Here is a 20,180-nt window from a genome sequence, read left to right as displayed (position 1 = left end):
TGGTTACTCTTTTAATAAATCTTTGATATATTCATAAACCTTGGTATAACTCAATGCTTCTGCCTGACAATCTCTACAGAACTTTAAGGTTTCGTCCATTCGAACTTTATATGTAGAATTAGTCAAACTTGTTTGAAGCAAGGCCTTGAACTTATGAATATCAGACTCGTCAATTGAAGTTTCTTTTGCAGGATGCAATTTTGCATCAATGACATTTTGAACTTCTGATCTTGGCGTCAAATATCTAGCATACTGTGTCCAACACCAATCACCATCATATCTTTGTGGCTGACCATTAGGCTTAAGATCAGAAAGGTTAATAAGTTTTGATGTCAATGAATCCTGATATATTGTATTGATAGGTAACTGATATTCTTTCTCGATAAGTTCCTTCTTATTCTTTAAGGATATCAAAATACCATTAATTTGATGTTCAACAACTTTGGCTTGTGAAACTATATTTGAGATTCTCCATACGATTGATGAAATTATTGCAAATATTGATACACCATCCTTGTCTTCTAATACGATTCTCTTACAGTTTGACAGTAATCTAGATACCAATTGTAATTCAGATACATATCCTTGGAAAGGCATTTTCTCTGGATTCGCTTTCGCATAATTCTTAGAATACAACAAATCTGTTATAGCTGCTATGTGTTGAGTTGAATTCGATATTGTTGAAACAAGCTCTGTTTGCTTTTCTTCAATTCTTGTATTCAACTGACTACGCAACAAAGAGAAATCAATCTTTTCGATATACGCTTTAAGATATAGCAATTTTATCAATGTACGCCCCTTGCTAAATCCATAAGACATATCATTATTATATGAAGCTATCCAATGATCATTTAGAGAATCCTTCATAAAAGTCAGCAGTTCGTCCAACTTACTTACAGATCTCTCATTATTCATCATAGCTGTGAAAGAACACAGATGTTTAATGATGTAGTCTTCATTATCATAAGAACTCATCAATTTACTGGCAGTTTCTCTTGATAAAATATTTAATATTTGATCAAAGAATAAGGATTCGTTAATCCTATCTTCAATTGGGGGCAGATACAAAGCATTTCTAAAGTTTCCTACTTCTTGAAGGATCTTTAATAATGATTGATAACTTGATGTAGGCTTCTTTGCATTCTCCAAGTATATAGTACATTGCAAGATACTTACTTTTTGTATCAGTTATATCTGCAGATTCAAGACTGGTAAAATCCCAAAGAATATTGTCTTCATAATCCCTCTTTTCGCAGATTAGGTTTTCCATTGCTGACTCATGGTCTTTTTTCTGCGCAAGAGAAATTGTGTTAATAACACAACTATCCCCTTCCAATACAAGTCTGGAATAGTGTTCAATTGTTCTAATAGCCTCCTTTTGCTTTGTCCATTCTCTATTTTTAATAACGTCAATGGCTGTATGGAAGTCGTATGTACGATTGTCGTCAATCAAAACAATATCATTGCAAGATCCAGCTACTATGACAATTTTTGCCACAGAGTCAATAAAATCTGCTATTTGTCCCCCAAAATTGAACTGATAGTGATTGTAATCCTCAAAAACCAACTTTTTCATTTTACAGATTGGCAGAAGGTTACCTGAACCATCCTTACATACTTCTTCTTTCAGTTGGCTTATATATTCATGTTCTTGGAGATATACTATTCTAATAGTTTTACTTGCATTGGTATGCAAGTCATTCTTTTGTGATTTGATATAGTCTTTAAGCCTGAGGATATACTTTTTTAAAGGTTCATCCTCTAAAATAGGTACAAAGATAATTGTATTGTCACTACTACGAGAAGTCAAAAGGACACTCTGTCTGAAATTTGAGGATTCAAGTTTTTTATCCAAACTCATATCCTTATATTTCAACTTCGGAGAGCCAATAGGCTGTTCAATGATTTCCCTAATGGCACGTAATGAATACTGCATATAAATCTCATTTCCTGATTTAATTTTGCAAGTTTCAAAAATACTATTAAGATTCTCAAAGTTATCATCAATTGTTTCCTCTTCGACAGAAGATTCAATAAATTTGATAGAATCTAAGATAAAATCTTTTGTCTCTCGTGTTACTTGGTCCTCATTATCCTCATACTGACTAATAAAGTCGTATGTTAACTCTAGTAATGGAATCAAGAAAGTTGTAGCAAGTGCTTTCTCTTTGTTATTTCTGCATGCAGTTGAAAAAGCAATTTTACCGTCAGAATTAGAACAAGCAGAGAGAATATAGCTAAAATACTTACCAACATTTCTTATATAATCAACGCTTGTGTATTTCCCTTGTTCTTTACACTTTTCAAGATATGCAGAAAAATCATCACTAATTGCAGGATTGAGTTCTTTTACTACAGATACTAACTCATCTGTACAGAAGAAATCTTCTGCACTATCCTTCATTGCCTCTCTGTATGAATCCTCAATCTTAATGGATTGTGGTTCAAAATCTAGTAAAAGTCTACCAACAATCGGACGAATGTAACTATTCATTTGATTGAAATAAGAAACCTTTAGGTATTTTACTTCTTCACCACTTTCATCTATTGGCTCATTGAAAATGTCCTTTACAAGGAATTCTGTTGCATCATATTCCTTATAAATACTATAATCAATGGCATCCCACAATTTCTGTATATGACCTGGACGACAACGAGACATCCACCATATAAAATTCACATATCCATTAGCGCACTCCTTCATAAACTTACGTTTAAGTAAGGCTACCGTTGGAAATGGAATCTGAATTGTCTTCAGTCTTCTATTAGCAGCTGTTTCGCTATCATTATTTCCATCTGTTCCCTTTTCTTTTGCTACTTCATAGCCAGAAGCTGGTCCATTGCCAATAACTAATAAGAAAGGTTTTGTCTGAACAACTTGATCAAACAATTCACGAAGGATACCACCCCCAGATGATTCAACATAACGTTTGAGTTCATAGAATTTTGACTCAAATTCATCCACAAGGAGTATAGGAGGTGTAGTGCTTTCTAATGCTTGGCGGATAACTTCTTCGGAAAAAACAAGTTTGCTAATTTCTGATTCTTTGGTATTATTTGAATCCAATGTGACAGGAATGAAATCTTCCAAATACTGGTTTAAGCTTGGATTCTCAGAATCATCACCAGACTTAAAATCAGGGAAATCAATATCGCTTATATCATTCCAATTAGAGTTTCTCAATTTGTCGATCTGCTCTTTAATGATACTATTGATAATTCTGCTAAGTTGGTTATTTTGAACCTTACCAGATTCCAATGACTCTGCTTCCTTCTTTACAGCATCAACAATCTTAGCCAAAGGCATGTAGAAGGTAGGCGTTTTTAGCACTTCCCAACCGTAATGGAATAGATAGTATAATGTTGTTGATTTACCAATACCAAAAGCCCCCTGTAACATTATTGGTTGGATATTGCCTTTGTTACAGCCTTCTTTTAGATCAGACTCTACAGTTTCTCTTAGTTTTTTATGTTCGTTACTAAGATCAACCCATTTAGTTCTTTTTATGAGTGGGATGTAAGTTCCTGCCATATTATTACTTTAATCTAATTGTTATCGTTTTATTCAGAAGTGGAGATTCTATTTGGTATAAACCTTTTCGCAAACCTCCATATACTATTCTCTCAGAATTTGAGGTACCTTCTATTTGTTTGTTTTCTAGATTCCGCAGTACTACTTCTACTTTTGGAATAATAGTTAAAATGAACTCTGCTTTCTTTTTCCTGACCTCAATAAAGAAAGGCATATGCTCATAATTGAACTCAATGCAATCATTCTCAGAAACAATATTATTGGTTCTGGCAGCCATCGCATATTCTTCATGTCCATTAAGAGGAATCAATCTTGGCTTAAGGACATTCATTTGAGGCATGTGTTTTGTCTTAGAATAATCCTCATAGTTAACATCTACAGAGAATGAAAAATTCTCAGACCTTTCAAGATTATTCATAAACGCAATCACAGAATGGTTTAAGAATCGAGCATTTGATATTTCTATTTCTCTGAATTCTTCTTGGTCATTTGTCAACTTACAGTCTTTGGAAGAGCTATCCCAATAATAATCACCTACGTATTTATCCAGAATTTCAGTAAGAATTGGCTGCTCATTCCATCTCTCTATAAAGAAAGGAAAACCTGTTATTGATTCCTCTTCACAAATTTGATCATTCTCAGAAGCCATTTCAACAAATGGAGATATAGGACATACTCTAACAAACATTCCATCTTCTCCTATCATTTCTTCTTGAGAAACCAATAAAACCATAATAGGAGCAGCAGCCGACTGGAGTATTCCTTCGTAATCCATATAACTTCTTTTAATTGTCCATATCTGATTCTCTTTGATTTTAGGACGTAGATGCAAATAATTGACAGGCACATCATTCGAAGCGAATAAGTCGTTAATGCTGGCCAATTCTTTATCTGATACTATAATGTCTTCTTTCACCTCAGGAATTATCGGGTTCTTGAGGAAATCATTTATGATGTTCATATATTCTACGTTTGTCATAATGGTAATACTCCCGTTTCTGATATTTTGTCCAAAGCTAAAGCAATATTTTGCAAGAAAGAAATACCTTCCTCTTCATTATTAGGCACATAAGTAGAGAAAATTTTTTCTTAAAATCTTCTATCTTGCGATGGACAGAGCTTTTCGGAAGGTTATACTTATCAGCGATGGATGATAATGATATACCACCTGTATTCTGAAATATGTACTCTAAGAATATACGTGAATCTACTTGACCTACGTCTTCGATTATTGTCTTTATTGCTTTGGTTTGCTCATCGTCAAGTTGATTATAAACAATTTGATTTTCTGACATATTTGTCTTGAAGACTGACTGATCTAATAATTCAAAGACAGCTTTAGCCAAAGAAGAAACCGATACATAACCATCAGCCGACAAAAGAATATCTTCTATTGCCAGTTTAACAATTGGCTTAAAATGTTTAGTATCTTCATTTATTGGATAATGAGCAAGATACTTAACGACATCATCTAACTTATCTATCCAATTATTACCATCGGACATTGAACTTTTAACATAAGCACTATGTTCGTGAGTTTCTTCATCATAGTCTTCTTGGCATATTTCTTGAACAAGTTCCTGACACTTTTGAAAACTCAGACCGACCTTTTGTTGTTCTTCCTTAATTCTGTTTGAAACAAAAGAAATGAACATTTGTGTAAAATAATAAGACAAATATTCAAATGGCACTTTTGACAAATACTTAATCTTATTTTTGGATATAATCCACTCAAAGAACTGGTGACTCAATTCCTTAATATCATCACTTTGCCAATCATTGTCATTATGATCCGATACTATGATACTTTTCTTCCACTGGTATTTCCTCACCATCGAAGTAATCGTACCAAGTATGTTTGCGTAGCCTCTGGATGTTAGTTTTCCAGAGAGCAACTCTAATAGATATTCTTCCTTAAACATTGATTCCTAGGCTAAATTTGATTTGTAATTTGAGTTCTTCTATTTGGCTGTCACTTAAGGAGTCTATTCCATTCCAACCTCGTTGCAAATTAGTTAAATCCTTAGAATTATATGTCATTCTAAGTTTTATCAAGAAGTAAGAGTAAGGACAATCGGGATCATTTGGATTGATCTTTACCCTAAAGACATTTGTGCCCTTATTATAGTCTTTGGACGTTCCTGGAATTATCCAGCATTTTTTGTTTTCATCAAATACTCTTCCAACAACAGACGGATGAAAATCATCTTTGTCCTTGTTGTGAGCAAAATGATTATCCCAAATACCATTAGGAGCAACCCATATAGAGCCTATTACAGAACAATAAATATCCTGTAGTATGCTCTTCCAATTGGATAATTGTAAATTAATCATTTTAATGTTCTATCTATAAACTTTTTGTTACCGTTCGTTCCTTTGCATCAATCATTTAAATCAAAATACTGGCTACCCAAGAATGGCAGTTTCACTAATTTACCTTGTTTATATGCATTATAAGGCGAGAGATTCTTATGTAGCCCTAAAGCTGAAAGACGAACCACATTTGTTTCTCCCTGTTCATCTTTATCCGTAAACCATATTGTATCACGTCGTATAAACTCCTCATTTAATAGGTTAATGTCGTGAGTAGTCAATAGCATTTGTGAAGTCTGATTGCTATTAGCCAAGAATACTTTTATAAAATAGGATAGCAATTCATAATGAATGCTTGTTTCAACTTCATCTATGGGTACAAACTGGTTATTTTTCAGAAGGAAATTCAGTATTATGCCCATTCCTAAAAATCTCATAGTACCGTTTGATTCATACTCTTCAGATAATTCATATAAACTATTCCCTGTCCTATGAGTGAATGTCAATTCCGTATTTGTTATTTTACCTTTTTTCAACATTTCTGATTTTGCATCATCAGCAATTGGAGCTTTCTGAATCAGTTGTTCTAGTTCAGGCGTTATAAGTTCTTCTTCTTCATGAAGAGTAACATCTTCAATATTAAAATCCGAATCCTTTAAAAAGTTCAAAATAAATTTCTTCAGATTTCCATCCTTGTCCTTATCCAAATGACGTTTCACATATCCCAACAAAAGCATTCCAGGAGCAAGAACATCTTTTACTTGCTTTGCAAAATAGTCATAGACATCATTTAGCTTGGTCTTCCCTACATTGCAGTTTCCAAAAGCAGCAAGCACACTGCAGTTATTTATTGTGTTTCCTGCTATGGTATCCTGATTTTTCTTTGCCATTTTCAGGTTTGTTCCAAATTCTATAACTGAAGAATCTGTATAAGGATCATAGCTACGGCTATAAAGTTTTGTAGGGCGTATGGATTCATACACAGTTAATGCATCGGAAAGTAAGTATCTGATTATCAAATAGTTAAATTGATTACAATCGATTAATATGGCGCTCTTTACGGGCGCCTTTTTTGTTGCTCAAGTATCGTTGATAATCGTTGCTAAGCCTTTTTACGCCATTTTTTGTACCTCCTGTGTACCTCACAAGCCCAAAGTCGGGTTTACTGCCTGCCAGATGGTGGACAACCTGGAACGCCTTGGAACGCTGTGGTACGCAATGAAACAGATTTGGCGAACTAAAAAGATAATTAAAATGGCTAGTAACATTGAAATTCAAAAGAAATGCGAGTGGTGTGGCACCATTTTTACCGCCCACAAGATTACTACAGCATACTGTGCACACAGGTGCGCAAACCTCGCATACAAAGATCGAGTTAGAAAAAAACGAATTCAAGAATTCCACTTGAAACATGATGTAGAATTAAAACCTAATTCTGAAAAAGAGTTCTTAACTCCTACTGAAGTTGCCGCATTTTTAGGTGTAGGCCGTACCTCAATTTATCGGTATATTAAAAACGCGGAAATCAAAGCGGTCAGATTTGATGGGAAAACTCTTGTACGGCGTTCGGATATTGATAAGATGTTTGATTACATTATTGCTTCCAATAATGAGAATAAGCCCAAAGAGAAAAATCCAATATCAGATTTCTACACCACAGCTGAAGTAAAGGAAAAGTATGGAGTAAAGGATTCCTGGATATTTCACATCGCTAAGGAACATAATATTCCACGAACCTTTCACCGTGGAAAAACCTATTGGAGCAAAAAGCATATTGATGATTACTTTGCAAAGAAAGCTCCCGATCCTGAAATCAAGGAATGGTACAGCACACAAGACATGCAGGAGAAGTTCGGCATGACGCTAACGGCCATTTATTCTTTTGTATCAAAGAATGCCATTCCCAAGAAGAAGGTTGGCATCATGGTGTACTACTCCAAGAAACATGTGGACATTGCCAAAGGCCTTATAGCTCCCAAAGAACCTAAATACTACACCATTGCCGAAGCGATGGAGCGATTCAATCTGACACGGGATCAACTCTACCATTATGTGAAATACCATAATATTCCCCGCATCAAGGTCGGTAAATATACCAAGATCCTGCGGGCAGAGCTGGACAAGTTTTTTGAGCCTCCAAAGATAGAATAAGCTGAAAGTTATTTTCCGGTGATAAATACCACCATTAGAACACCTATTTTATTTGCAACAAAAACAAGTATTAATCAAAAAACAATATAGCTATGACACTTACATGCACCAACGTAACTTTGAGACAAAAGCCATTGCGTAACGACCGTATATCTCTTTATCTGGATTATTATCCGGCCATCCGCAATCCTTATACGATGAAGATGAGTCGCCGGGAATTCCTTGGTATCTACATATATGCCAAGCCCAAGAACGAGCAGCAAAGAATGTTCAATCAGGACATGCTGAACAAAGCAGAGGCAATCCGCTGTATCCGTGTCCAGTCGCTTATCAATGAAGAATTCGGGTTCCTTGACAAGAACAAGCAAAAGGTAGATTTCCTCGCCTACTTCCGGACAAAGGCACGGGAAAAATATGAGAAATGGGATTGCGTTTACAATCACTTCGAGAAATTTGTCGGTGGCAAATGCACCTTTGGTGATGTCACCGTAGAATTGTGCGAGAAGTTCAGGGATTACCTGCTCAAATGTAAACAGATCAATCATCCCAATGCTTACATCTCACGCAATTCGGCAGCCGGTTATTATTCGACGTTCCGTGCCTTATTGAAAATAGCCTATAAAGAGAAGATGCTGCGTGAGAACTTGAACGACTTTCTGGAAAAGATAGAATGGAAAGAGGTTAAGAAAGAGTATCTGACACTTGATGAAGTCAAGAAACTGGCAGCTACGCCCTGCAAGATTCCTGTCTTGAAACAGGCATCCCTGTTTGCTTGCATGACCGGTTTCCGTATCAGTGATATTCTGAAGCTGGACTGGCGTGATTTTGAAGTCGGGCCAGATCAAGGCTACTATATTCGTATCTGTACCGAAAAGACAGAAACCGAGGCCACCCTTCCCATCAGTCAGGAAGCACTGGAGTTGTGTGGCGAATGGGGCACCGGAAAAGTCTTTAAAGGCTTAACCCGCTCCATGACTCATCATCCCTTGAAACAGTGGATCGCCGAAGCCGGAATCAGAAAACACATAACCTTCCACTGCTTTCGTCATTCATACGCCGTCATCCAAATCTCTTTAGGTACAGACATTTACACGGTATCGAAGATGCTGACGCATAAGAATGTCACCACGACACAGATATATGCTGATTTGGTTAATTCTAAGAAACGCGAGACGGCGAATAAGATTTCGCTGAAATAATAGAGTCATTTTTTTATCTGTAACAGGCCATATCTGGTAAATCTGCCGGATATGGCCTGTATATAATAATATTATTAATGGAAGCGGTTATTGATTGCCAAGTCGAAATTATACCAACCAATTAAGTTCATTAAACTGTTCTAACATCTTATTTCCGCATGCAGGGTCAATCTGTCTTACAAACATTATCTTTCCCCTTAACCAGTCTTTGTACAATCCCTTTGTCGTTTTCAAATGTTGATAATGTTCATATACTCCAAACTTCTTACAAAAATGCAATTCACGTAATATTTCCTTTTTATACTTTTGCGATACATGTACTCCATTTGTTACAGTCAAACCTGTAACCTCTTGCTTGCATCCTTTATAACGTACTTTTGTTTTCATCCGATTTACTTTAAATCCATTCAAATATACGATTTTATAGATGTCTTCAATAGGTGGAACTTTAACATCAGAATCAGCCGAAAATGTTAGATCATCAGCATAACGTGTATAAATTATTCCTCGTTTTTTACAATATTCTAACATCATTTCATCCATTTTCGATGCTATGATATTTGATAACATTGGACTCGTTGGCGCCCCTTGTGGTAGTCGTGATTTATATGTACATAAGGCAGTTAATGTTTTAACAACTTCTTCTTCGTATCCTAGAGAACGAAAATAATTATTCACACTATCTAGTTTTATTGTATGAAAAAAATCTTTCAAATCAACATTAATCAACCAGTCATGCCCCGCATGAGGTATAGCATTTGTCAAAATACCACGTACTTTGTCCCTATTCTTAAATGCAGGTATAAAGCCATGTACGCAATCATTTATTGATAAATCTTTACAAAGTATATTTATATAAATCCATCGCTGCATATTTTTCAGCATATAATCAGGTGCTTCTATTAATCTATTACCACCAGACTTTTTCCTGATCTTGTATTCTGTATAATGTTTCTCAACATTGGCAACCATTCCTTTGAGGGTTTCTGCGCAACATTCAAAATACATGGCAAGATGAACAAAATCAAATATCACAGGGAGATTTCGCTGGTGCAAACTCCCTGCATATTCAAAACATTCCTTCAAATATTTTTCCGTATGGTTGTTTTCTACGGCACATTCTTTAAAAAGAGACTCCCAAGTATCTGTCATAGTCATTTACGTAATTGTCACTTTAGTGACAGTGCTGGACAAGCTTTGTTCAGCACTATCAGTGTAATTGTTTTTTAATTTCTGTACGCCCCCGGGACATACAGGTAAAGAGTATTACATCTTTACTTAAAGCTAAAATTCTATGACTTCCCCCTGAAAGTCTCTGGTATATACATATAGTCTCTATCATCCACATAGAAAAATCCCTTTTCCTTATTCTCAATTCTAAATATCTTAGATGCTTCAGCTAGTACTTTCTGGGCCTCATATGTAACTTTATGGTCTTTATCCCACATGCCAATTTTCTCCCCTTCCTCAAATATAGAAGCCATATCATCATTAGTCAATCCCATCTCATTGGCTATAACCACTTCTGGCATTTTTCTCTCTAAGCATCTCAACAGATATGTTAATTTTACATTTTTATCTTGGATAATACCCTTCCAGTCCGGATTATCCAAATCAACTCTAAAGAACTGAGACAATTTAAAAACCCATCTATTATTGTCCATCCTTTGAATAAAAGCCATGTTTTGTTTTTTCAGCTGATTCCGTGCAATCAAAGGCTGCCAATATTTTACACCATTGTCTTCATACTTATCAACCCATATTATTGGTAGTGTATTGTTAGGAACAGCATGGGCGAACAAAACCAAAGCTTGTGAATTGGAATAGCCTAATTCTCGCCCTCTACATATCTGTTGACCATATTTATAGCAGAACTCCCTGATTTTTTTCATCTTAAGATATCCTCCAAAAGGCGATTTATTTTTACTAAACGCATGAACTCTGACATCTCCATACAGTTTTACGTATGGGAAATCACGTTCTAACCTAGTCTTTCCTTTATCCATTAGGATACAGCTCAAAAGAACAATCTTATATGGTGCATTTTCTTTTACAACATTACCTATTGTCCATTCATTATTTATTTGCAGTATCTTTCCGTTCTTTTCTTTCTCAAACGTTAGTTTACAGTCTGTTGCAAATGAATCTCCAGAGCCAATTATGTCATCAAGGAATATTATAACATCTTCATCTGTCAAAGATTGAACGTCTATATCCTTGGGGTGATTATAATACATTATACCTTTTATGTTCTTAGGCGTTTGATTTTTGAACAGATTTTTTACCAAATACATAATGACATGTCCACTTTTCCCAGGTTTACCCAGTGGCATAAACAAAACACGAAATGATTTTTGAATCTCGCCCCACAGATCATTAAAGATAGTATTAAGTTTTGACAATAACATTCCCAACAGATCTTCTTCACGATAATACTCCAACTTTTCCAATACAGATACAGCCATTTCCTGTTCGTCATCTTGAAAGTTGTCGAGCCATCGGTACACATCATACAAGTCTAACCTATCGTAAAATCTGTACCTAATAGTATCTACTATTCTTTTCTGCAAATCCTCTGATGGTATTCTCATTCACTTGATAACTTTATGGTTACACCTATCTTATAAACAGCTTAATGATTTCAACTTAATCCTTAAATATTCACGAAGTCTTGTTTCATTTGTAAAAGTACTACTTTTTCTCGAATTTGAATATTTCCACATATATTAATCTACCTAAAGTACAACTTACATCCTATTGTGGCATAGAAATAAATACCATATCGAGGACAAATGCTGCCACTTTCTTGGATTTATAATATGGTATCTATGAAATGACATATATTTGCGCACAAACAATTAGCAAATATCACTATGAGTCAGAAAAGTATAGAACATATAGCACTCTATTCCCTTGTATTGGTAGGTACTCTTGTCGTTGGCGTTTTAGCTCGGCAGTTTGTTTTATCCAAAGGTATTGATGATTTCAGTAGTAGTGTTGTATTTTTTGCAACAGTAATTGTCTTGATGGCGATCTATGCCAGTTTACAGACAACTTTCAATCAGTTTCTGCTGCCACGCATAGAAGCTTTTCTATTTCGTTTCTCTGCTTTTCAAAAGATGAGAGATAACAATTACACCGTTTCTGTTTCGGAAGCCCTAACTGTCGAGGATTCAAATCAGGTTACGCCCGATGTCATTGAGCCTGCTTCTACCACTGAAGAAACAATCTCCGAACTTTCAGAATATGAAGTTATGCGCACCAATGCTATTACAGAAAATAATCGTGCTATTCAAACCAAATTAGAAAAGGTGCTCAATTATACTAAGCAAACAATGGTTGCCTATATGAGTGAAGAAGATCTCAATCGTATATGTGCATATATTGTAGAATATAGTTCAGGCGATACCTTACAAAAGATATCGCCCGTAAAAGTGGATTCACAACTTAAAAGCATTGATATTATGCACTTTGGATGGAATATTGGTAAAGCGTTCGGCAAAAAGCGTATTCACACAGCCACATTCATCAAGAATGTTTTTGCCCATGCCCTCCGTAACTTGGAAATTTCAACTATTGAGCGTAAAATGTCACATACCGAATCCGAGTGCAGGATTAAGTTGAATGGTGAAATAGGGAGTATTATATAATTAATTTTGAAAATAGATTTTACTTGGTTACATTATCTATGATTTCTTGGGGTGTTATATTCATCTTTGTCACTGCACATAAGCTTTTTCCCATATCTTTCACACTTGCTCCCATATGATAAACAACATCATCAATAATTAGAAAACGATCATGAACCGCTTTCGAGAATTGAATATATTCGATAGGAGAATATTGTTTATTATACTTTTCAATATCTGTTTTTATTGTTTCATTATATCTAGAATAAATCGTTGCAGTGACATTGGCTTCCCTTTTTGTTAAGAGCGATAAAATACGTTCATCGATATATCCATCAACAAGAACAATTCGTTTCTGCGCATTTCTAATCAAACTACAGGTATAATTCCATGCATCAAATTCTTCATTAGATTTGAATAGTTTTTCTCCTATTTCTTTCCTTTTATTATTCTCAATATCAGTAAGTAGTTTTTTTGCATGATCGATTGATGTTATAAATTTATGATCTACGTAGTCTGTAATCATAAAATGCCAATTAAGATATATTCCACATTGCTCTTGTATATCCATTAGTTTTATACCGTAGGTTAGAATTACAGCTGCCAAACGACGTGAAAAAGTTATCATCAGACTCCACCATCTACCAAGGCATTTACACATTTTGTCATTTACTTCGCATCTAAAAGTCCTATATTTGCCAGCTCCAAGACCATGTTGCGCAAGCCAAAAGAAATCATCTTCAACCGTTTTCCAATATTTGATATCCTGTTCGTATTTATCTATGAAACTTTTACATGCTTCAATCTGTTTAGATGCCTCTAATGGTTCTCCAGTAAGTTCATTGACAGCATCATCTGCAACATTCTCCCATGATTTCATTTCATTTCTGCATCGCTCAATGGCACGTTTTCTTTCATCAGTCTGTTCTTTTGAATTAAATGCTGCAGCAAATTCCTTGAATGGTTGAAGTAGCGATATTATGTAGCGAACTCTATCGTCATAAGTCGAATAATTCTTAAGATTTTCATTAATTTCATCCATAAGTCCACCATCGGTATACATAAGTACTCCATCATTGAAGTCCTCATATTCTTCTGCGACATATTCAGGAATAAAACTATCATGATGGTTTTTCCATTTACCAGTTAGAAGTTCCTTCCGTGTTTTACCGCTTTTATGCCAATGCGGTCCCATATTAGGCATGTCGTACTCAATACGCATCCATTCCATACACTCGTATGCTGGACCACCCATACGATATGCATCTAGAAAGGTATCCTCAATGATTCTATTCGAAGGATGATTAGGAGGATATAGCTCCTTACGCTTAGCACGTGCAAACTTAAGATAGTTAGAAGAAACACTCATTAATTTCTTCTGGTCACTTTCTGTAATGTATGCAAATAATGCTTTAGACTCTTTAATCAAATTCTTTTCTGAAGGGATATGATGATGACATATGAATTCTTTTTGTAAATCCCTTTCCCAAGCATCATCATCATTTTTGTGTGCACTCACATATTGTTCTAATCTAAATTTGAAATAAGCTTCAAATATGTCTTTTATTCCAATATCATCTTTACGATGTAACCAAAAACCAACTAAACCAGTAGCAACAATAGGACAAGTGAGTTTACTCTCTTCTGTCGTATGTTTATGACGCAGTTCTCCATTATCAATAAAGTCAATGAATCGAAAAACATAATCGCCTTTAATGTCTACGATTTCTCCAGTCTGACCTGTTTTCCAGGCGTCGGTGATAATTGTATTGTTTGAAGATTTTGAAATCTTATTAAGTAGAGTATCTGTCATAAATTATTATATCGAAATCTTAGTATAAAAACATATTAAATTCACATACAAACTGCTAAACACATAGAAATATTTAACTGAAGTATTGGACAAATACATATGTTAAGATATTACTATGCAAAGATATATAAAGTCAAATATTTTCACCTTCAACCACCATCAAAAGTTATCTCACAGTTATATTCCGGTGATGTTTTCCACCATCAAAACACCAATTTCCTTTGCCAGCGAACAATTAAAAACGAGTACGTATGGCAAACGAACAAATCACTTTTGATAAGCTGCCGCAGGCGGTAGGTTATCTCACAGAACAGATGGAACAAATCCGTCAAATGGTGGCGGCACTGCAACCGCAGACTTCTTCTGACAAGCATCGTCTTGTTGAAATTGACGAAGCCTGTAAAATCACACGAAAGGCAAAGCCTACCATTTACACGCTTGCGCGTAAAGGACTGATTCCGGCTTACAAACGGGGTAAGAAGCTCTACTTCTATGAAGATGAGTTGCTGCAATGGATTGAGTCCGGTCGCAAGCAGATGCAGGCCATGTCGCTTCAAGAACAGGCTGCGGAGATAGTACATGGGGCGAAACGCAAACCAAAGGGAGGCTATAACTTTTGATCTGCACGGCTATGGAAACCTCCCAATTAACAGCAGAAGGTATTATCGGCGAGGCTGTGCGCATCGGAGCCAGGATGTCCGGCGGTGAGTTCCCGATAGAGGTCTTTCCTATCAGGATTCAGCGTATCATCAGCAGTTTGCACGATTGTCAGGGCTATCCCGTGGATTATGTTGCTGCGGCTATCCTTGCGGCCATTGCCGTGGGGATTGGCAACTCCCATCTAGTGCAGGTGAAACGCAACTGGTTGGAAAGTCCCATTCTGTACATGGCATTGATTGGTCGCCCCGGAGCTAATAAGAGTCATCCGTTGAGTTTCGCTTTCCAGCCGTTTATTGAGCACGACTATTGTCAGAATCAGGAATATCAGAAACTGTATGCCGAGTATGAACGTACTATGTCCATGAGCAAAAAGGAACGCATGGAAGCCGGTTTGGATGAGTTTCCAAAAGCTCCCGTGCGCAGACGCTTTCTTGTTTCGGATATTACCCCCGAAGGATTGAGCCTGATACATGCCCAGAATCCCAGAGGACTCTGCCTTTGGTCGGACGAGCTGTCTGCCTGGTTCAAGAATTTCAACCGCTATAATAATGGTTCGGAAGAACAGTTCTGGCTTTCGGTGTTCAATGCCAAGCCCACGATTTCCGACCGCAAGAGTACGCAAAGTTCCATTTTTATCAGACGTCCTTACATCTCCGTTATCGGTACCATCCAAAAGAAGATTCTGGGCGAACTGGTCAAGGGCGAGCGTTCGAGTAACGGTTTCATAGACCGTATTCTTTTCGTGATGCCTGAATCTGTCTTGAAAAGCAGATGGAACGACCGGGAAACTCCTGAAGAACTGGAAATCCAGTGGCAACAGATTATCGACAAGCTCATCGCACAGGATTGTCCGCGCGATGAGAAGAATGAGTTGCAGCCCCAATGCCTACCATTTGATGAAGACGCCAAGTAACGGCTTTACGGTTGGCAGCATGAAAATGCCCGTCAATGTGATATGGAAACCAACGATGCGTTGGTAGGTATTTACTGCAAACTGGAAATCTACATTATCCGGTTTTGTCTGATTATCCAGCTTGCCCGATGGACTTGCGGAGAGTGCGATAAGCATACGATTGACCTTGAAAGCGTGAACCGTGCCATCCTGCTGGCCGAGTATTTTCGGACAACAGCTGTAAAAGTGCAGACTGCCGTCAGTCAGGAACAGTTGAGTGAATTGCACCGCAACATCTACCTGAATCTGCCTCAGAGATTTACAACGGCAGAAGGTATTGGCATTGCTGAAAGTTACGGGATGAAGGAGCATGCTTTCAAGATGTTTCTAAAACGCCACATCGGAACATTATTCAGAAAAGAGAATCATGGAGAGTACAGTAAATAACCTTGTTACTATGCACATTTTCGCAACCGAGGGGTTTGTGAAGTTGCGAAAATGTGCATAGTAACATCCAAACAGAAAGAAAAATGAACTACAGATTCACATTAGAACCATACAAAGGTGTCAGCACCCGGCACACATGCCCGAACTGCCACCGCAAAAGTTGTTTCGCCAAATACATCGATACGGAAAAGCAAATCAGCTTTCCCGATTATGTAGGACGATGCAACCATGAACAGAAGTGCGGCTACAACTATACGCCCAAAATGTATTTTGACGAGAACCCGATGGCCAAGGAACGACTGAGCGAAGAGTTTGTGCCGGTGTCAAAGCCTCGCATCAGTCTGCCTCCTGCACCATCCTTCATTGAGCCGGAAATCATGAGGCAGTCCCTGAAGCTGTATCACACGAACAAGCTGTTTCAGTTCCTGAGTTTCCATTTCGGGCAGGAGGCTACCGAAGAACTGATGTTGCGCTACCATGTGGGAACATCGAAGCATTGGCCGGGAGCTACGGTCTTCTGGCAGGTAGATATCTCCGGACGGGTACGCACCGGAAAAGTGATGCTCTACAATCCTGAAAACGGGAGACGGATTAAAGAGCCGCACAACTACATCACGTGGGTACATTCCCTTTTGAAAAAAGAGAATTTCAACCTCCGGCAATGTTTGTTTGGCGAGCATCTTTTGACCTCCGACCAGCAGCGTCCGGTTGCCCTTGTGGAGAGTGAGAAAAGCGCTTTGATTTCCAGCTTCTATCTGCCGCAATATCTATGGATTGCTTCGGGCGGAAAGAACGGAGCGTTCAATCGGGATGCCATGAGCGTATTAAGAAACCGACGTATTCTGCTCTTCCCCGATCTGGGTGCAACCGACTATTGGAACAGTAAAATGGAGATGATCCGAAGCTTGGGAATAGAGGTTTCTCTCTTCGATTTTATGGAAAGAAACGCAACAAAAGAAGAACGGGATGCAGGTTATGACATTGCCGATTTTCTGCTGAGAGAAGAGACAAAGGAAGCTATTCTTAATCGTCTTATCACGTTGAATCCGGCCCTAAAAACGCTGGTCGAAACTTTCGATTTGCAGCTCGTCGATGTGAAGAAAGCACCGTTTTCAGCAACGGTTCAACATGCACGGGAAGGACTTTTCAAACGATGACTTTCAGATGTCTGATTCACTTCTTTTTCACTGGAGCAAGTTTATGCCGATGTATTACATTTCCCGGCCACTTGCTCACTTCAAAAGAAGGTGAGACAGCTCCCGATGGTCACAATTATTAATCTCAAAAGCAAATATTATGGACAAGAAAAATACAGTAACAATCCGTCTTACAGACGAGCAGTTCGGCTGGCTCAGAGCACTCAGCCGACGCAGTAAACGCAGTCAAAGCGAAGTAGTGCGTTCACTCATCGAACACGGTACGGTGCGCGAACGGATTACGAGAGAAAATCTTGACATCATCCGAAAACTGATTGGAGAAAGCACAAACCTGAACCAGCTTGCCAAACGAGCCAACGCTTACGGTTTTTATCGTGTGGCCGATGAATGCCGGACAGTCGCCCAAGAGATTTCGCAACTCATAAAACAGCTCAAGGATGATAGGTAAAATTGTAAAGGGCACGTCGTTTTCCGGATGCGTAAACTATGTGCTGAAAGAAGATAAATCGCGCCTGCTGAAAGCGGTTGGTGTCTACGGCTCGCCCGAAGAAATAGCGGAGCAATTCGAGTTGCAGACTTTACTGAACGACAAGGTCAAGAACACGGTCGGTCATATATCATTGAGCTTCTCCGCAGAAGACGGAGACCGTATCCGTGACGATGATGGGCTGATGCTGAAGATCGCCCACGACTATATGAAGCTGATGGGAATCGAGAACACGCAGTTCATCATCGCCCGGCATACCGACCGTGACCATCCGCATTGTCACATCGTTTACAACCGGGTGGATAATGACGGCCGCACCATCAGCGACAAGAACGACCGTTACCGGAACGAAAAGGTCTGCAAGATGCTGACAGCCCGTTACCGTTTGCATTTTGCCGAAGGAAAAGAGCATGTCAATTTCATGCGGTTGCGTCGTTACGACAAGGTAAAGTACTTTATCTATCATGCCTTGAAACGAAAAGTTCCGAATGCCCGAAGCTGGAGTGAACTGCGACTGGCTTTACGGAGATATGGAATTGATACGCAATGGAAGCTAAGTCGCACGACCGGAGAGATGCAAGGTGTCAAGTTCACATGCAACCAACTGACCTTTAGCGGTTCCAAGATTGATCGTCAGTTCAGTTTCCTGAACATCGACCAGGAATTGAGATATAACGCTCTTTCTGCTACCATGAACCAGCGTCAGCCACAGGCAGAAACCATACGCGAGGAACCTCGGCATGAATATCAGCAGGAGAATCATTCCGGTGTTAGTCTGGGGTTGTTCACGCCCTCTCCTACGGATTATGATACGGAGGAAGCAATACAGGCCAACCGGCTTAAAAAGAAGAAAAAGAAACCGAAACGCAAGCGAGGTTTCAGTCTATAATCAATTTTTTATTAACCATCAAAATTCAAATTATTATGAACTATTCCGATTTTATTTACGATTTCAATCTCTATTTGTGTGAGAGATTCGGTTACAGAAACTGTTGTTCCGTTATGCACAACGCCAACGGAATTTGTGTTTCTGTCCATGTAGGCGAAATGGATTTATACATCCGTTTCTGGGAATACAGTTGTGGTGTTGGCAGCATCCCCGACTGGAGTATTATCATTGTACGCAGCAATTTCAAACGAAACCAACAGGAAAATCTGAAGGACCTTGCCAGATTCTTCAAGGAGTACGCCCCACGCTATGGTTACAAATACCTCTGCACCGAAGATGACGACTACAAGTATTATCAGACTCTTGGTCTGAAACTTATCCACAGAGGATTTTTCAGACAATATAATTATGGGTTGCCGTTGAAGGAGTTGGAGGTGTAATATTGATTTTTTTATGGAGGAGAGGGAAATCCTCTCCTTTTATTTTGTAAACCTTTACTTATCGTTAATAGAGGGATAAAATATCGTTGTTATTCGATATTATCCAGTCCGAATTTTTACATAAAGTAAAGAACAAACTACTTCATTTGGGACTTATAGTCCATATATGTCTTCCCTATTAACTGTACCTCCTTACTGATCGTATTTTTAAGTATTGCCTTGGTTATGTTTTGTGCATCAATTTTAAATTGTTTCATTTCTGTATGATTCTCGTATTCAAACTTGATTTCTTTAATCTTGATATTTCCGCAATCTGTTTTTATAAAAGCATCGTCAAATGGAAATATATAGTCTTTATTTTGTTGACAATTTTCAGGTAATTCTTCTTCTAATTTCTGTATATCTGCAATAATCTCATCTTTTGCATTTCTAATCTTATTTTCTTTAGTTGTTAAAGGAATATGGGTTGAATTAATCCATTTGTTGCTACTAGGTGTAGATACTAATTGAAAAGTGCGCCAATATTCCAGTTGAAAATTGCGCCACCATAGGATAAGTATAATGACCTTTG

At 37.7% G+C, this 20,180-nt stretch carries 16 protein-coding genes and 3 pseudogenes; 9 read left to right on the top strand and 10 right to left on the bottom strand.

Annotated elements, in window-relative coordinates:
- Nucleotides 1–3: 3 nt before the first annotated feature.
- From AB5062_RS14875 to AB5062_RS14850, 6 genes and pseudogenes are all read right to left on the bottom strand, one after another.
- The gene (locus tag AB5062_RS14875; RefSeq protein ID WP_368326910.1) at nucleotides 4–1,149 is read right to left on the bottom strand and encodes a hypothetical protein; all 1,146 of its coding nucleotides are present in this window, start codon (nucleotides 1,147–1,149) and stop codon (nucleotides 4–6) included.
- Nucleotides 1,076–3,532 carry a hypothetical protein gene (locus AB5062_RS14870; protein WP_368326909.1) on the bottom strand — a complete coding sequence of 819 codons (2,457 nt, stop codon included), beginning with the start codon at nucleotides 3,530–3,532 and terminating at the stop codon, nucleotides 1,076–1,078. The genes AB5062_RS14875 and AB5062_RS14870 overlap by 74 nt, the downstream gene beginning before the upstream one ends.
- A gap of 4 nt (nucleotides 3,533–3,536) precedes the next feature.
- A complete protein-coding gene (locus AB5062_RS14865; RefSeq protein ID WP_227195579.1) occupies nucleotides 3,537–4,511 on the bottom strand; it encodes a hypothetical protein in 975 nt (324 codons plus the stop codon).
- Between the two features lie 37 nt (nucleotides 4,512–4,548).
- Nucleotides 4,549–5,454 carry a hypothetical protein gene (locus tag AB5062_RS14860; protein ID WP_032952917.1) on the bottom strand — a complete coding sequence of 302 codons (906 nt, stop codon included), beginning with the start codon at nucleotides 5,452–5,454 and terminating at the stop codon, nucleotides 4,549–4,551.
- Complete coding sequence (locus AB5062_RS14855; protein ID WP_032952916.1) at nucleotides 5,447–5,866, bottom strand: hypothetical protein; 420 nt, start codon at nucleotides 5,864–5,866, stop codon at nucleotides 5,447–5,449. Before AB5062_RS14855 ends, AB5062_RS14860 begins: the two co-directional genes overlap by 8 nt.
- Before the next feature lie 47 nt (nucleotides 5,867–5,913).
- Nucleotides 5,914–6,855: pseudogene (locus tag AB5062_RS14850) on the bottom strand (ATP/GTP-binding protein); the annotation flags it as partial.
- A 244-nt stretch (nucleotides 6,856–7,099) separates the two neighbouring features.
- Here AB5062_RS14850 and AB5062_RS14845 point away from each other — a divergent pair.
- Both AB5062_RS14845 and AB5062_RS14840 read left to right on the top strand, forming a co-directional pair.
- Nucleotides 7,100–7,996 (top strand): helix-turn-helix domain-containing protein, encoded by an 897-nt coding sequence (locus AB5062_RS14845; protein WP_032952926.1) that lies wholly within the window; start codon nucleotides 7,100–7,102, stop codon nucleotides 7,994–7,996.
- 92 nt (nucleotides 7,997–8,088) lie between these two features.
- Complete coding sequence (locus AB5062_RS14840; RefSeq protein ID WP_032952915.1) at nucleotides 8,089–9,195, top strand: site-specific integrase; 1,107 nt, start codon at nucleotides 8,089–8,091, stop codon at nucleotides 9,193–9,195.
- Nucleotides 9,196–9,303: 108 nt separating this feature from the next.
- Here AB5062_RS14840 and AB5062_RS14835 read toward each other — a convergent pair whose 3' ends face one another.
- Nucleotides 9,304–10,347 carry a reverse transcriptase family protein gene (locus tag AB5062_RS14835; RefSeq protein WP_172685081.1) on the bottom strand — a complete coding sequence of 348 codons (1,044 nt, stop codon included), beginning with the start codon at nucleotides 10,345–10,347 and terminating at the stop codon, nucleotides 9,304–9,306.
- A 140-nt stretch (nucleotides 10,348–10,487) separates the two neighbouring features.
- Nucleotides 10,488–11,786, bottom strand: a complete 1,299-nt coding sequence (locus AB5062_RS14830; protein ID WP_032952913.1) for a hypothetical protein — start codon at nucleotides 11,784–11,786, stop codon at nucleotides 10,488–10,490.
- A gap of 282 nt (nucleotides 11,787–12,068) precedes the next feature.
- Here AB5062_RS14830 and AB5062_RS14825 point away from each other — a divergent pair, with 282 nt between their 5' ends.
- The gene (locus AB5062_RS14825; RefSeq protein WP_057280805.1) at nucleotides 12,069–12,845 is read left to right on the top strand and encodes a hypothetical protein; all 777 of its coding nucleotides are present in this window, start codon (nucleotides 12,069–12,071) and stop codon (nucleotides 12,843–12,845) included.
- A gap of 19 nt (nucleotides 12,846–12,864) precedes the next feature.
- Here AB5062_RS14825 and AB5062_RS14820 read toward each other — a convergent pair whose 3' ends face one another.
- Nucleotides 12,865–14,637, bottom strand: coding sequence for a hypothetical protein (locus tag AB5062_RS14820; RefSeq protein WP_057280806.1), 1,773 nt, complete (start codon nucleotides 14,635–14,637; stop codon nucleotides 12,865–12,867).
- Between the two features lie 251 nt (nucleotides 14,638–14,888).
- Here AB5062_RS14820 and AB5062_RS14815 point away from each other — a divergent pair, with 251 nt between their 5' ends.
- From AB5062_RS14815 to AB5062_RS14790, 6 genes and pseudogenes are all read left to right on the top strand, one after another.
- Nucleotides 14,889–15,257, top strand: a complete 369-nt coding sequence (locus AB5062_RS14815; RefSeq protein WP_057280807.1) for a helix-turn-helix domain-containing protein — start codon at nucleotides 14,889–14,891, stop codon at nucleotides 15,255–15,257.
- 11 nt (nucleotides 15,258–15,268) lie between these two features.
- Nucleotides 15,269–16,636, top strand: a pseudogene (locus tag AB5062_RS14810) (DUF3987 domain-containing protein).
- A gap of 83 nt (nucleotides 16,637–16,719) precedes the next feature.
- Nucleotides 16,720–17,793 carry a DUF6371 domain-containing protein gene (locus tag AB5062_RS14805; RefSeq protein WP_057280814.1) on the top strand — a complete coding sequence of 358 codons (1,074 nt, stop codon included), beginning with the start codon at nucleotides 16,720–16,722 and terminating at the stop codon, nucleotides 17,791–17,793.
- A gap of 139 nt (nucleotides 17,794–17,932) precedes the next feature.
- Entirely contained in the window at nucleotides 17,933–18,241 is a 309-nt protein-coding gene (locus tag AB5062_RS14800; RefSeq protein ID WP_057280808.1) for a MobC family plasmid mobilization relaxosome protein, read from the top strand.
- On the top strand, nucleotides 18,231–19,169 hold the full coding sequence (locus AB5062_RS14795) for a relaxase/mobilization nuclease domain-containing protein (RefSeq protein WP_057280809.1): 939 nt from the start codon (nucleotides 18,231–18,233) through the stop codon (nucleotides 19,167–19,169). The genes AB5062_RS14800 and AB5062_RS14795 overlap by 11 nt, the downstream gene beginning before the upstream one ends.
- Nucleotides 19,170–19,204: 35 nt before the next feature.
- Nucleotides 19,205–19,609 (top strand): hypothetical protein, encoded by a 405-nt coding sequence (locus AB5062_RS14790; protein ID WP_044655277.1) that lies wholly within the window; start codon nucleotides 19,205–19,207, stop codon nucleotides 19,607–19,609.
- A gap of 137 nt (nucleotides 19,610–19,746) precedes the next feature.
- Here the strand turns inward: AB5062_RS14790 and AB5062_RS14785 are convergent.
- Nucleotides 19,747–20,180 (bottom strand): annotated as a pseudogene (locus tag AB5062_RS14785) (hypothetical protein); the annotation flags it as partial.

The organism is Phocaeicola sp. RTP21359st1_B8_RTP21360_211022, from assembly GCF_040911965.1.
GTDB lineage: Bacteria > Bacteroidota > Bacteroidia > Bacteroidales > Bacteroidaceae > Phocaeicola > Phocaeicola vulgatus.
The sequence above is the reverse complement of the archived record's forward strand: the minus strand, read 5'-3'. Positions and strand labels throughout refer to the sequence as shown.

Bases quoted from the DNA above. Each gene is read 5' to 3' on its own strand.
- AB5062_RS14800 (WP_057280808.1), top strand. From the start codon at position 17,933: ATGGACAAGAAAAATACAGTAACAATCCGTCTTACAGACGAGCAGTTC.
- AB5062_RS14815 (WP_057280807.1), top strand. From the start codon at position 14,889: ATGGCAAACGAACAAATCACTTTTGATAAGCTGCCGCAGGCGGTAGGT.
- AB5062_RS14825 (WP_057280805.1), top strand. From the start codon at position 12,069: ATGAGTCAGAAAAGTATAGAACATATAGCACTCTATTCCCTTGTATTG.
- AB5062_RS14830 (WP_032952913.1), bottom strand. From the start codon at position 11,786: ATGAGAATACCATCAGAGGATTTGCAGAAAAGAATAGTAGATACTATT.
- AB5062_RS14865 (WP_227195579.1), bottom strand. From the start codon at position 4,511: ATGACAAACGTAGAATATATGAACATCATAAATGATTTCCTCAAGAAC.
- AB5062_RS14860 (WP_032952917.1), bottom strand. From the start codon at position 5,454: ATGTTTAAGGAAGAATATCTATTAGAGTTGCTCTCTGGAAAACTAACA.
- AB5062_RS14855 (WP_032952916.1), bottom strand. From the start codon at position 5,866: ATGATTAATTTACAATTATCCAATTGGAAGAGCATACTACAGGATATT.
- AB5062_RS14820 (WP_057280806.1), bottom strand. From the start codon at position 14,637: ATGACAGATACTCTACTTAATAAGATTTCAAAATCTTCAAACAATACA.
- AB5062_RS14790 (WP_044655277.1), top strand. From the start codon at position 19,205: ATGAACTATTCCGATTTTATTTACGATTTCAATCTCTATTTGTGTGAG.
- AB5062_RS14795 (WP_057280809.1), top strand. From the start codon at position 18,231: ATGATAGGTAAAATTGTAAAGGGCACGTCGTTTTCCGGATGCGTAAAC.
- AB5062_RS14835 (WP_172685081.1), bottom strand. From the start codon at position 10,347: ATGACAGATACTTGGGAGTCTCTTTTTAAAGAATGTGCCGTAGAAAAC.
- AB5062_RS14805 (WP_057280814.1), top strand. From the start codon at position 16,720: ATGAACTACAGATTCACATTAGAACCATACAAAGGTGTCAGCACCCGG.
- AB5062_RS14870 (WP_368326909.1), bottom strand. From the start codon at position 3,532: ATGGCAGGAACTTACATCCCACTCATAAAAAGAACTAAATGGGTTGAT.
- AB5062_RS14845 (WP_032952926.1), top strand. From the start codon at position 7,100: ATGGCTAGTAACATTGAAATTCAAAAGAAATGCGAGTGGTGTGGCACC.
- AB5062_RS14840 (WP_032952915.1), top strand. From the start codon at position 8,089: ATGACACTTACATGCACCAACGTAACTTTGAGACAAAAGCCATTGCGT.